At 37.0% G+C, this 13,571-nt stretch carries 11 protein-coding genes and 1 pseudogene; 4 read left to right on the top strand and 8 right to left on the bottom strand.

From position 1 onward, the window contains the following. Nucleotides 1-333, bottom strand: a pseudogene (locus ACFILZ_RS08040) (autotransporter outer membrane beta-barrel domain-containing protein); the annotation flags it as partial. A gap of 331 nt (nucleotides 334-664) precedes the next feature. On the opposite strand from ACFILZ_RS08040, the gene ACFILZ_RS08045 reads away from it, so the two are divergent. After that, entirely contained in the window at nucleotides 665-868 is a 204-nt protein-coding gene (locus ACFILZ_RS08045) for a hypothetical protein (RefSeq protein WP_375607367.1), read from the top strand. On the opposite strand, the gene ACFILZ_RS08050 is transcribed toward ACFILZ_RS08045, so the two are convergent. The 3 genes from ACFILZ_RS08050 to ACFILZ_RS08060 are packed head-to-tail and all read right to left on the bottom strand — an operon-like array spanning nucleotide 865 to nucleotide 3,640. Further along, nucleotides 865-1,836 (bottom strand): WD40 repeat domain-containing protein, encoded by a 972-nt coding sequence (locus ACFILZ_RS08050; RefSeq protein WP_375610810.1) that lies wholly within the window; start codon nucleotides 1,834-1,836, stop codon nucleotides 865-867. The genes ACFILZ_RS08045 and ACFILZ_RS08050 overlap by 4 nt on opposite strands. 10 nt (nucleotides 1,837-1,846) lie before the next feature. After that, entirely contained in the window at nucleotides 1,847-2,875 is a 1,029-nt protein-coding gene (locus tag ACFILZ_RS08055) for a CobW family GTP-binding protein (protein WP_375610811.1), read from the bottom strand. A gap of 21 nt (nucleotides 2,876-2,896) precedes the next feature. Continuing rightward, nucleotides 2,897-3,640, bottom strand: a complete 744-nt coding sequence (locus ACFILZ_RS08060) for a creatininase family protein (protein ID WP_375609692.1) — start codon at nucleotides 3,638-3,640, stop codon at nucleotides 2,897-2,899. A gap of 1,899 nt (nucleotides 3,641-5,539) precedes the next feature. Between ACFILZ_RS08060 and ACFILZ_RS08065 the strand changes: the two genes are divergently transcribed. Continuing rightward, nucleotides 5,540-5,896: a hypothetical protein gene (locus tag ACFILZ_RS08065; protein WP_375610812.1), complete on the top strand. Its 357-nt coding sequence runs from the start codon at nucleotides 5,540-5,542 to the stop codon at nucleotides 5,894-5,896. Nucleotides 5,897-6,706: 810 nt separating this feature from the next. On the opposite strand, the gene ACFILZ_RS08070 is transcribed toward ACFILZ_RS08065, so the two are convergent. Beyond that, nucleotides 6,707-8,041 carry an NAD(P)H-dependent oxidoreductase gene (locus tag ACFILZ_RS08070; RefSeq protein ID WP_375610813.1) on the bottom strand — a complete coding sequence of 445 codons (1,335 nt, stop codon included), beginning with the start codon at nucleotides 8,039-8,041 and terminating at the stop codon, nucleotides 6,707-6,709. Between the two features lie 159 nt (nucleotides 8,042-8,200). On the opposite strand from ACFILZ_RS08070, the gene ACFILZ_RS08075 reads away from it, so the two are divergent. After that, entirely contained in the window at nucleotides 8,201-8,680 is a 480-nt protein-coding gene (locus ACFILZ_RS08075) for a MaoC family dehydratase (RefSeq protein WP_375607361.1), read from the top strand. Nucleotides 8,681-9,595: 915 nt separating this feature from the next. On the opposite strand, the gene ACFILZ_RS08080 is transcribed toward ACFILZ_RS08075, so the two are convergent. From ACFILZ_RS08080 to ACFILZ_RS08090, 3 genes are all read right to left on the bottom strand, one after another. Continuing rightward, a complete protein-coding gene (locus ACFILZ_RS08080; protein ID WP_375607360.1) occupies nucleotides 9,596-10,255 on the bottom strand; it encodes a methionine ABC transporter permease in 660 nt (219 codons plus the stop codon). Next, complete coding sequence (locus ACFILZ_RS08085; protein WP_375610814.1) at nucleotides 10,248-11,282, bottom strand: methionine ABC transporter ATP-binding protein; 1,035 nt, start codon at nucleotides 11,280-11,282, stop codon at nucleotides 10,248-10,250. Before ACFILZ_RS08085 ends, ACFILZ_RS08080 begins: the two co-directional genes overlap by 8 nt. A gap of 69 nt (nucleotides 11,283-11,351) precedes the next feature. Then, nucleotides 11,352-12,170: a MetQ/NlpA family ABC transporter substrate-binding protein gene (locus ACFILZ_RS08090; RefSeq protein WP_375610815.1), complete on the bottom strand. Its 819-nt coding sequence runs from the start codon at nucleotides 12,168-12,170 to the stop codon at nucleotides 11,352-11,354. 505 nt (nucleotides 12,171-12,675) lie between these two features. Between ACFILZ_RS08090 and ACFILZ_RS08095 the strand changes: the two genes are divergently transcribed. Next, entirely contained in the window at nucleotides 12,676-13,314 is a 639-nt protein-coding gene (locus ACFILZ_RS08095; RefSeq protein ID WP_375610816.1) for an SH3 domain-containing protein, read from the top strand. The last annotated feature ends 257 nt before the right edge of the window (nucleotides 13,315-13,571 follow it).

Below are 13,571 nucleotides of genomic sequence, written 5' to 3' on the forward strand. Positions count from 1 at the left end.
GCCATATTCAAAAGCAGATAAATTGGAAGCATAATGATGGCTCCCCCCATAAGCACGCAGAAAAAAGGCTGTCTTTTCATTCTCTTTCCAAGAAGAAAGAAAAGCATTCCGCATTGTCTCTAACGTCTTATTTTGCGTGGTCATATCCACTAAACCAGCATGAAATAAGGCATTTGGCAAAAGAAGATAAGTTGGAACCTGTGGAACAACAGCTCTAATTTGGAGATTAGACGAAGGATTAATAGGGGCAGAATCCCCAGAAGGTTTTAGTTCAGCAGACGCAGAAGGAGGAGAAACAGTATCCAGAGATGAAGGTGATACCGGAACAGAGGGCGGTAATAGAAGCTCCATGAAATGATTATTAGATAGAATTTTCTAGGCAAGAAACTAAAGTGTAGAAGGCTGCTCGTAGGAAACTTTGTTCTTTAGAGGGGGAACTCAAAAAACTTTTTATTTAGGAAAATAGTGTTGAATTCCCTTCTTCTGATCGTAGGAATAAATCGTTGTTTTAATGATGAGATCAGCTATTTTTTGCCAAATTTTTAAGAAAAATGCTGTTATGGAAGTATGTAGCCTATATAGATGTTATAGGGAGATAGGGGGCGGTCTTAGGGGTGATGTTTTTATTCTTGTATGGGGGTAGCAATGTTAAAATGTCAAAAACATGTTTAAGGTATTTTCTTGTCGAAAGGGTGCAGGAAAGGAAGAGGGAAGATTTAATGATTACGAAGATTTTAGGAGACTTTTGGGGGGAGAGATTAGGGAGATAGGATTTCTGAGAGCTCTAGAGATGCAAGGGGATAAGATTTCTGGAGGATTGTGTGGGCATTTTTTATCAGCGATGATTGCGCTTGTTGGTGTAATTTAATCAGTGATATTGATTATACCACATTCACCATTTTCGCTTCCAAAGGCGAGGTTGTGCCCTGCTTGATCCCAGTTGAGTGCTGAGATAGCGCTTTTCCCATAACCTTTTAGAAGGACTTCTTTTCCATCATGAAAATATGCGGCTAAAATCATTCCATCATTGAAGCCTATTGCTACAATTTCTTTGTTTGGGTGGCATGAAACGGTGCTCACAAGCGCATTTGCTCGTGTGCCTAGTTCTAGAGGTGTTTTTCCCATGGGGCCGTCTTTTGTATGAAAGGGCCAAATAATTGCAGCAGAGGCACCTGAGGTTGCTAGCCATTTTCCTTTGGCGCTCCAAGACCAGCTTTTGACTTTGCTTGGGTAGCCACTCATGCGGAGGTGCTGATTATCAGTCAGACGCCAGCCATGCAAGGCATTTTCTTGCATCGTGGAAATGACATAGCGGTTGTCTGGTGAAAAGGTGACACCACAATGAGCTCCTTTCCATACCAATGTGGTAGGAGATATTTGCGTTGATAACCAATGAAGAGTAACACCATTGTAATGGGCAACGGCAAGTCGTAAACCTTTTGGGGCAAAAGCTAGGCCTTCTACACTGCGTTCATGCGTGAGCTCTTGCTGTTCTTTTCCAACCTGTGCAAATGCGAGACGAGAGGAGGAAAAGGCAAAAGCTTTTTGTGGTCCAAAAGCAACGTTGTTTATCCATTTGCGTTCTTTTTGGCTTAACACTTCTGTGTGATCCTCTGCGGTTGTTTGACAGACTTTTCCATCTTCTCCCCCTGTGATGATTGCGGTATTGTCATGGGAAAAATGGCTTGAAATTATTCCTTGGTGAACTTCAACGATTTGTGGGGTTGGGGTTAAAAAAACAATGAAACCTTCTACGGAAACAAAGGCTGGTTTATTGCCTATAAAACCGCAGGAAAGGCAGTAACTTTTGAGATCATAATGGGTAATGTTTGGCATTATTACTTACTCATGCACAATTTTCAAAACCAGTTTTTAACTGTTTGGCATCAAGAGAGCGTCCGATAAAAACAAGACGGCTTTCTCGTTTTTCATCTTCATGCCATGGGCGTTGATGTTGTCCCTCAAGAAGCATATGTATCCCTTGAATGACGTAACGATCATCGTCTCCTTGAAAGGCGATAATGCCTTTAAGACGCAAGATATTAGGCCCCTGTTGCTGCGTAACCTGTTGAATCCAAGAAAAAAACTTTTCTGGTTGCAAAGCGCCTGTTTTTAAACTTACAGAAGTGATGGTAATATCATGAAGGGTGGATACGTTATGATGGTCATGATCGCAATCGGGACCACACACATGGTCGGCGTGTTGGTCTTTATGTTGGTGATCGAGAAAATGAGGCTCATGATCGAGAGTCCGTTGGAGATCAAAAAAACCACGATTAAGGAGTGTCTCAAGAGGAATATCGGCGCGCTGTGTTGTATAGAGTATAGCGCGAGGATTAATAGCTAGAATGAGAGATTCAGCATGGCTGCGTTCTTGTTGAGTAACAAGATCAATCTTATTTAAAAGAACAATATCTGCGAAAGCAATTTGATCTTCAGCTTCACGATTTGTTTTTAGTTGAGAGGGCAAATGCTTTGCATCAACGACCGCTATGACACTGTCGAGAGCTGTTTTTTCATGGACCGTATCATCCATGAAAAAGGTTTGTGCTACAGGGACGGGATCAGCAAGCCCTGTTGTTTCGATAATAATCGCATCAAATCGATGAGAACGTTGTATGAGACTTTCCAAAATGCGAATGAGATCACCACGTATGGTACAGCAAACACAACCATTATTCATTTCATAAATTTCTTCGTCTGATTCAATGATCAGGTCATTATCAATACCAATTTCACCAAATTCATTGACAATGACGGCATAACGTTTGCCATGATTTTCACTAAGAATGCGGTTGAGAAGTGTGGTTTTTCCTGCGCCAAGATAGCCTGTGAGAACCGTAACAGGAAGTTTGTTGGGCTGTGTTTTTTCCATGGAGGGACCTTTTATTGTTCTTTATTGCCATGTGTTTATGTTAAATCGATGGATATCATCAAGTAAATCACGAAGCTGAGACAGAACATGAGAAAAGATTGCTTCACCGGCTTGTGGTGTTGCTTTGCTTGCGTCTCCTGCCGCACCTTGCGTGTTTAGATCATGCATTGTCCAACCAAAGGCATGAGGACCATAAGCGCGTAAATATCGATAATTGGCAATCATATCTGCTTGCTTATTATGAAAGTTTTTTGCCTTCTCCATATGAACTTTTTCCGGTGCTAAATAAAGCATGAGAGAGGTTTCGATAAAACCTCCATGGATATCAAGATGTTGTTGAGATGGCTCCATGAGACCTTGTGGTAAACCAAAACGGCTCCAGCTTGTTGCTACAGCGAGCATGGAAAGACGCTTTCGTAATTCGGTGATAACAATGCTCATTAAAGGTGAATTGCCTCCGTGAGCATTGAGAAGAAGAAGACGGTTGATCCCTTTGTGATAACAGTTTTCACCAATCTTTATCCATCGCTTAATCGCATCAGAAAAGGTAAGGGTTTGTGTACCTGTAACATCCATATGTTCTATGGAATAGCCAATCTTTTCAACTGGTAAAAGTGCGATAGGGAATTGCTCTTTTGTTTGTAAAGTGAGAGCTTTTGCAAATGCTTCAGCTATAATCCAGTCGGTTTCAAAGGGAAGGTGCTCTCCGTGATATTCATGTGCACCTAAAGGTAAAAGAGCGAGAAAAGGTGGGTTAGATACCATAAATTAATGCCCAAAAGAGAAGTCAACAGAGATAAAGTGATCAAAGGCTTTAGAGTTATTTTTTAGTCTATATATAAAAGAAATGCAAATATCATATTTTTACATTACAGAGGGATGTTATAAAAATGAGAGCTTTGTTAAAAACAGTGAAGCTTTTATTGAAAAAAGCCAATTCAATTGTTGATGTAATATGAGGTGACTCTTCTCAAGATAGATATCTCTTGTAAGATTTTTTGATATGTATTCTTGTTTTTGACAAGTAAATCTTCGGGCATATTAAATACTTCACATCATGTAATGAAAACTGATTTTTCTATTGTCTATTAAAGTGAAAGTTTTGATAAAGCTGCATATGCTTCTTTCTGCTATGGAGCAAGAATAGTCAAAGTATTTTTGTTGTTATGAGTACTACGATAGAACAGATTTTGGTTTCAATCAGCATTCCTAAATTCTTAAGTTAAGTGTACGTATCTATATTACAAAAGAATAGAAATTGATTGATTTTATTTTGGATAGTGTATTAACAGACTTTAGTGTTCATGAGAAAAAATGAATATAAAGGGAAGAATTCACTAAGATAGAATTTGCTCTCTCAGAGAGCAGTTTATAAGATGATTCAAAAAGAAACACCGTTGGATACAAGAAACACCGTTGGATACATGATAAACAGACGCCATTGTGTTGCACATCGACACGCTTGTTTTAAAGAAACATTTAGTACACCAAAGCCTATTTCACGACGCAGCTTGTGAATGGTATAAGGGTAAAACCTTATAATATAAAATCTATTGTGTTCCACCATCTTTACACTTTAAAAGTAAAAAGGGGCACCATCATTCACTTTGCCAGTTTTCAATACTATGTTAACAGCGCTTGATAGTTAAGATACCTCATAAGTAATATTTTCCTTTCTTCAAGTGTATTTATACACACATCGATCTCGTTTGTGATTTGCAAGTGAAGAAATTTGATTGATTCAATATAAACAGAGTTAAAATATAAGAGAGTTTTATAATCGTTAGCTTTCTCATTCAACAGGCAAAACAATAAATTTATTATTCAATATCAGTTTTATGGCGTTATTTTTTCAATGCGCTACTTAAGTTAGTATTTCAAAAATGTAATTTTTTAGTAATTTTCTCTATCACTTTTCCTTCAAGCATTTGATCAATATTGACGAAAAATATGGAATAACTTTTATAAAAATTAATAAAGAAAGTTGTTTTTCAGTATTTTGTGGGATCAACTTATTTTTCATGACTCTCTTTTTATTTAATTTTAGGTAGTTTGTTGGAGATCAAGTATTGCTTATAATGTTTTTGTAAATCTGATAGATTTACTTATTTTATGCGTTTGTTTTGTTAGGTTTGAAAGTCAATATTTTGTTACAATTTATACCTATTTTATAGAAAAATAGTATACTATTTAAAGATTTATTTATTATGATATATTTGTTTTAGATCAAGTTTTTTATTCTCTACCAATTTTATTTTTTAATATTACTGATGAGTGATATAATAAAAATCCATTAAGTGCTATTTATTTTTATTGAAATAATAGACAAGCACTATCATTATATTGAAAGTTTTTAATGTTATAATTCTTTAAAATTAATTACATTTTAAATTATTTATAAAAGCTCTATTATATAATTTTTAAATGAATTTGTTTCGTAATATTTCTTATAATAATAAATTTAACAAATTATTATTATTTTTATCATTTATTGTTTTTTTATCTTTACACGCAATACATAATGTATTATATGTTAATAACAAAATTACATATAATATTTTATTTATGTGTAATTATATAAATGATTAAATATAAGTTTTGGTTTTTATATATGTGAATATTCTTTCATTTTTTCAGTGAAGAAAAAGAGGAGCAAAGAAAGCTATGTTTAAAATATTTAAAAATCGTGTATGTTCATTTACTTTTACACTATTTATTCTTTTTTTTGTACAAACTATAGAGGGAAATGCAAGTTTTGTAAAAAATAAAGTTCAAGAGAGAATGGCAATTACTATTCCTACACTAGAAAAAAATGTAGCTATTAAAGCTGTGGATAGAGTTGTTATTCAAGGCGTTGAGGAACAAGATGTTATTGCTTTAGGGAAAACTGAAAAAGCTGCTGCCTTTTCAGGTTCAGCCTTTTGGGGGGGGATAGGTATTTTATCACTTCTTGCTTCTTTATGTATTGGGGATGTATTAGGTGCTGTTGTATCTCTTTTTGGAATATTCAGTACACTTTAGTAGAAAACTCATCGACAGAGTCGAGGATTTTTTTGTTCACTTTATTATTTAAAAAAATAAATATTTTATTATTTATACTATACTAGATAATAAAATCACTACTCTTAATATTAAATGTAGCTTTTATTAACATTATTAAAGTTCAAGATCCTACATTTATGTTTTTTTTACAAATTAGTGTAACCTGATTTTTTTACAGTTTATGGTTATTTTCTAGTAATAAGGATAGTATACTTACTATCTTTATCAGTCTTTTAATATTGTCTACCTTTTTTCATATGAAGATTATTCATCAAAGGTATATTTTATCCTTTTTAAATTTTTTTATCTTTCATAAGGGGATAAAATAAAAAAGTATCCCTGTATTCATGGCTCTCACGCAATAAGAAAAATGAGAAATTATTATTTATCATTTCAAATTTGTTGATGTTAAATCCATAAAAAATATTTTTTATGTATAACAAGTTGTGTTCGTGTATGGACAAAATTATTAAAGAAAAAAAGAGTAAAAATTCTTCTCATGAATTATCTCTAAGGTTCAAGGGCTGTTGTAATATTGGCAAATAAATGATGATGCTGGTTTGTATCTTCATAGAGTAAAGATAGTGATACACAATGAATCTTATGCCATCTCATGGGGTGGTTTATATTGTCGCATTTACAGGACATATTGTGAGAGGGAAGTGGTGATGTGCATCGTTGGAAAATGCTTTTATTAAAATATAAACCTGTATTTGCGATAGAGGTGTATTCTGGGTTATTCTGTTGCTTAAGGGAAGGATACTGTTAAGTAAGGTAATTCAGGAGCATTTATAGCTTAGTGGAAGAAGGGTAATGAAGTAAAAGGTCTTGTTTAGCACGAAGACGTGCAATCCATTGATCTTCACGAATGGCTGTATTATGTACTGTAATGAGTTCGTTTTTTTTAATTGCAGCTGTTACTGTTGCTTTTTCCAAAAGACCACAAGGAATGGCGTGGTGAGCGCGTGCTTCTGCGATGTTCATTATCCAAGCACGATAAGTATAAAGACCGATAAAGTCTAGCTGATCACCTGGATGTAAATCTTTTTTAGCAACAGCACAGACTTCTACTACGGGATGGCTAAGAGGGACCATATCTGTTTTGCCATAAAGCATAATACGTGCGCAGGTGAGGGGAACTTCCATTGCTGTTAAATGATAGGGGCGATGAAAGGTGAAGTAAGGCCCCTGACCAATTTTTAAATCTTCCATACGCTCGCGTAAACGTGGGTGTGCTATTTCGGCAATGACAAAGACACCTGGTGAAACACCTTGACCTATTGAATAATCTACAACACCATATTGTTGTAAAATGCCCCCATCTTGTTTTGGAATAAGCACTTTGTTTAAATCTTGTAGCGCTGCTCGTGGTCCATGCATTCCTGGGCAATCGGGAAGAAGTCCGGTGGCATTGGCAATGGCTGCCATTTCAACCATCGTTTTGGAACCATCAATAAATTCAACCAACATGCGCACATTCATATTACGCCGGAATGCTTCTTCTTCGTAAGCGTCAGGTGTAGCATCAAAGCGCAGAGGATTATTTTTTCCTTTACCCGCTGCAACAATCTTATGTCCAAGTGCTGAAACAAATTCTATGAGTTCCATACAAGAAGTTGGTTCATCGCCGGCACCAAGTGTATAAATGAGCCCTCGTTTTTCTGCTTCATGTTTGAGATAAGCGCCAATTGTAACATCTGCTTCAACATTCATCATGACAAGATGTTTGTTATTCTCAAGCGCTTTGATACCAATTTCTGCTCCTGCTTCGGGATAGCCTGTTGCATCAATGATAATATCAATTTGTTCATGGCGCAAAACAAGGTCAATATCATCTGTCGCTGCAATCAAACCATTTTCAATGCTTTGCGTGAGAGCATGAGCATTTTCAACTTCACAGACATGTCCATCTTCGCCATAGGCTAGTGTAGCGGCATCAAAAATACGTGATGGTGTCCTCGTGGCTACAGCAGCGACTGTTATACCATCCATATGCGCAATACTTGATAATAAATCTGTCCCCATTTCACCGCAACCAATCAGTCCAATACGGATGGGGGGATGGTTTTCTGCACGTTGTTTCAAATCATGCGCTAAACCTGTTAGGTTCACATTGCTTGCCATTCTTTTTTCCTATTTGAAAACTATTCTGCTAAAGAACTTTTCTCATTCATAAGGTGCATTTGTTTTTAAGACAATTAATCTTTTATTCTTGATGCTCTAATCAATGGATTTTATAAAAGCAAGAGGGGGGCTTTTATCAAATAAAATAGGAATAGCGTTATGCAGCAAAAAATAGCAGTACAAGATATCACCAGTTTTATTGGGAAAGAAGTAGGATTATCGGAGTGGCGTCTTGTTACACAGGATATGATTAATCAGTTTGCATGCGCTACAGATGATCATCAATGGATACACGTTGATGAGGAAAAGGCTAAGCAAACACCGTTTGGTGGCACGATTGCTCATGGTTTTTTAACATTATCGCTTTTGTCTACGCTCGCTTATGAGACTCTTCCTGAGTTGGAAGGGACCACAATGGGGATTAATTATGGTTTCGATAAAGTACGCTTCATGAGTCCTGTGAAAACAGGGGTACGGATACGTGCGCGTTTTGTGTTAGACGACGCAGAAATTCGCCCTTCTGGTCGAGTGGTTTTCCATTATGGGGTTACGGTGGAAATTGAAAAGTTAAAAAAACCAGCTCTTACCGCTCAATGGCTTATCGTTGCTGTTGTGGAAGAAAAACCTTCCAATATCTAGATTATTTGAGTGCTTTATTTTACAAAATTTTTATACAACTCTATTAGAAGTTTCTTCAATGATGATATTGAGAATAATCTATAGGATAATAGATATGATCGAGCTATCATAGCGTTGATAGCCATAGCAGGTTACTATCTTTCCTAGATCGTTTTGAAGAGGAGCTTTCTAATGAAGATAGTGCATTGCTTCGCGCTTTTATTTATAGCGTTCTTTATGGGATCATACCCATCACGTAAAACAGAACGCTTCAAATGGAATATATTTGCGTTGCCAATTCACAGGCTTATTTTAAAGCAATGTCTCTCAACGCTCGTCACACCCATTTCGCAATGGCGCCTGTGAATAGTATAACGATAAAGCCATTGAGCACCCTCATATCTTTATGCTTGTGAAGAAGAAAACCGGTACGAATATCATATTATATGCTAGCCGCCAATGTTAAAACAGGTCTTGGCGCTGGAGATAATTCATAAGAGGCATGCCTTCTTTTCTTGTATGTTTTTACTCACACGGCTCTTCCCGCTTGTAACGTGCAAGAGAGAGGTTTGGGTTGATTCTATATGGAACAAATTGGGAATGAGAGGATCTTACGGTATTCAGAGTTCTCGTTCAATATGAATAACACCATATTATCATTATAAATTCAATGTGTTATCTACGGTTTGGAGAGGTTGTGGTCAATGTCTTAATTTAAAGAGAGTCTCACATACTATGAGATCTCTTATTTTATCCCCTTTTATATTAAAGCCATTAAAACTATTTTCTTTCATGTTACAAACGGATGGAGAGAGATAAAAACTGTTTAAGAAAAAAGTTCCTAATCTCTTATGAGCGTTTTCGATAGGCAAGGGTTGGTACACTTGGAAAGTGGCTAAGAGGATGATGGTATTGGCATGTGAAATTCTAAGTCTTTTAATGTTTTGTTTTATCAAGTTTTTGTACGATTTTATCAGAAGTCCATTGGGTTGTAATATTGAGCACGATCAAAAGGATGATGACGATGGTCATGATGAAGGTATTGTAGCGTTGGTAGCCATAGCGGATTGCCATATCCCCTAAACCGCCTCCACCAAGATATCCAGCAAGTGAGGTGGCTCCTATAAGAGAAATGACCATGACTGTAAAACCTGTAATCAGGCTAGGGAGAGCTTCAGGAATAAGAACATGTCTGATAATTTGAAGACGACTTGCACCCATCGAGCGGATCGCTTCAATGAGACCGTTTTCAACGGTTTTAAAAGAGAGTTCCGCCATGCGAGCATAAAAAGGGATAGCTGAAATGGTCAGTATAAAAATTACAGCAGGCATTCCTATCCCTCTTCCTACAACGATACGCGTTATGGGCAGAAGATAAAATGCAAGAATAATAAAGGGAATGGCACGAATACTGTCAATGATCATGCTTAAAGGGCGATTGATAAGAGATGAGGAAAAAATCCCTCCGCGTGCTGTTGTGTGAAGAAGAAGACCAAGGGGAAGCCCTATAATAAATGCCATAACAGAAGCACTAAGTGTCATCAATATTGTATCAATAACAGCTTGGGGAAGTTCATGAGACAGAACATTAAACATAGCCTAAGACCTCACAATATCGTCCTTTTTTCGTTAACCATTGAACAGCTTTTTCTAAAGCTTCTTTATCTTCTCCAGGAAGAGCCAAGAAGAGTCGCCCGATGGTTTCATCTTGAACTGTATCAATGCCACCATGCAAAATACGTGCTTTTAAACCACTCTCATTTTCTAGAAGATGAAGAAAAGGCTGCTGGGCAATTTCACCGGCAATATTAATTTCAATGACAGCTTCTCGTCCGATTGGTTTGAGATTTTTCGCAAATTTTTCAGGAAGTTGCGGGGTTACAAGCTTGAGCATGGCTATGGTTGTATCGTCTTGCGGTGATGTAAAGATGTCTTTCACACGTCCTTCTTCTACAATGTTCCCCTGATTAAGAACAACAACGCGATGCGCTATGGTGCGCACAACTTCCATTTCATGGGTGATGAGCACAATCGTGAGATTGAGGTGTTTATTAATATCAGCAAGGAGCTCTAGAATAGATTGTGTTGTTTCAGGGTCAAGAGCAGAGGTGGCTTCATCTGATAACAATATTTTAGGATTAGCAGCAAGAGCACGAGCAATGCCAACGCGTTGTTTTTGTCCCCCGGACAATTGTGCTGGATAGCAATATTCTTTCCCAGATAACCCAACCAATTCAATCAGTTCAAGGGCACGTTTGTGGCGTTGTTTTTTACTTACACCACTTAATTTAAGCGGCAATGCAATGTTATCAAGAATATTTTGCGATGAGAGAAGATTGAAATGTTGAAAAATCATCCCAATTCGTTGACGGTAAGGCGCCCATTCTATCTCTGATAGATTGGAAATATCAACACCTTCAAAAAAAATGGCCCCTGCATCAATCTTCTCTAACCCATTTAAACAGCGGATAAGTGTTGATTTTCCTGCTCCACTGCGCCCAATAATGCCAAGGATTTCACCAGCATGGATATTTAAAGAGAGATTATTAATTACCCGAACACCAGCCGTTTTGTTAAAACAACGGCTGATGTTTTTTAAGGAGATAAGAATAGGTTTTTCCATTCACAATTACTCGGACATTTGGCACAATTACTCGGACATTTGGCACAATTACTCAGATATTTGGCACAATTACCAAGATGTTTGGGCGGTTTTGCCAAAAATCTCTTTGATTTTTGTACGGATAAGATCGTTGTTGTAAGCGGCAACTAATTTTTTAACCCATGGTTCATCTTTTTCGCTCGTGCGTACAACGATGATATTATCATAAGGATTATTTTTTGCGCTCTCCCATGCGACCACATCGTTTTCGAAGCTTAATCCGGAAACAATAGCCCAATTTGTGTTTATAATTGCAAGGTCAAAATCGTCGATTGCACGCCCTAACATACCAGCATCGAGCTCACGAATTTGCAGGTTTTTAGGATTTTCGATAATATCAAGTGGAGATGCAAGAATATTATGAGGATCTTTTAACTTAATGAGACCTAAAGAATTGAGAAGAAGTAAGGCTCTTCCACCATTAGATGGGTCGTTTGGAATACCGACATGTGCACCATCACGGAGATCTTTTAAGTCTTTTATTTTGTGTGAATAAACACCAATTGGAGCAATAAATGTATAGCCGACAATTGAAAGTTTATAGCCACGTTGTTTCATTTGTTCATTAAGATAAGGGGCGTGCTGAAAAGCATTCGCATCGATCTCTCCTGCGTTAACAGCATCATTAGGCAAAGCGTAATCAGAAAAATAAACGAGTTCAATATCTAAACCGGCTTTTTTAGCCTGTTCAGCAGCTGTTTTCCAAATAATCGCATCCCGTCCTTCCATAATACCAAGTTTGATTTTTGTTTTGTCTGCGGCCATGGAAAAAGCAGTAGACAAAAAAAGTGCAAAGAGAGAGAGGAATAATCCTATAATCCGACTACGAGAAAAAAATTTTAATGTCATATGCTTTTAACTTTCTTTTTCGAGAAATTTTTTGAGGGAAGTTTCAATATACTCTGTATTTTTTTAGGCAGATTTAAAGTTATACAAGCTTTAGAGAATATTCAATCACTTTTATTTTTAAAAGAGTATTATTTTTCCTTCTATTTTAGTTGTTTTGGGGGCTGATCATCTTTTGTTCATAGAAATTCTCTGAAATTCAAATAATTAATTCTTTTATTGCAATCATTTGTTGAGGGAACCAATGCCCCTTTAAAAACTTCTGTAAGGGACAATTGGTTGAAGAACTGGACAATCAGATGATGTTTTAGCCGTAAATTCATGAAGAACATACTGCGCAATCAAGATCAAAAGGCCGTGTTCGTGTAGGCGATCAAGAGAGATTTTGTTGCAATGTTGTGGGGTCTTTAGGGGGAATAAAGGTTGCTGATCATTGGATTTAAACGCGGCAAATTTTTGCAAAGGCGAAAATTTGTCCTTCACATGTTTTAAGAGAGGAAGAAAAATAATGTTAAGAAAGAAATTTTTATCAACAATGATGACTTTATGGGCTTTGGGAGCGTCAGGGGTGGCTGTGACTGCTTTTCACGCGGAAGCTGGAACCATTACAGGAACAGTTGCTCGTGTTGCATCAGGTCAGGTATCTTTACGCACAGGCCCTGCGACAGCTTATAAAGTTATCGCAATGGTTCCAATGGGAGCAAAAGTGCAAATTTATGGCTGCCTATCCAATAAAGCTTGGTGTTCTCTTGGTTATCATGGAAAAATTGGTTGGGCATCTGCACGTTACGTCAATGTTAACAATGTTCCTACCATTGCTTTTAAAAAGATGCCAGCAAAATCAAAATCCATGGTAAAATCACCAAAAGAAAAAGTGAAACAGGCTGTTTCTGATTTTAAAGCTCTTCCGGCGATTCAAAAAACACGCAAAAACATGCAAAAATTCTATAGAACAGATATGATTATCGATTCCACCGGGGTAAAAAAAAGAGATGAGCGGACAATTTTAAATCCGTCGCCAAAAGCGCAAGGAGTTTCTGTAAAGCGCGTGAATGCTTATAATCCCTCCTTTCCGGATGATGTCAATTACAAAAACTTTGAACGCAATGAAACGCGTTACCGTGTCGTGACTTATCCTGCTCGATAAGGGTAAAGTTAATTTTACAACCGGAATGACAAAAAGGATCAGCAGCATGAAGCAAACAATGCTTATGCTGCTGCTCTTGCTGTTTCGTAAAGCGGCATTAAGGTGGATATTAGTGCAAGCTCCTTCAAAAGTGCGATTGTGTTCAGATTGGTGCAGGGAAAGAGCTTCATTCTTTAAGGCAGAGAGAGCTAAGAATATTCAGGGTGGAATTTGCCAGTGCTTTGAAATAATAACCTTTTAAGATGGTGTTAGAGGGA

The sequence above is a fragment of the Bartonella sp. AP40SXNS genome (genome assembly GCF_042195825.1).
Classification (GTDB): Bacteria; Pseudomonadota; Alphaproteobacteria; order Rhizobiales; family Rhizobiaceae; genus Bartonella.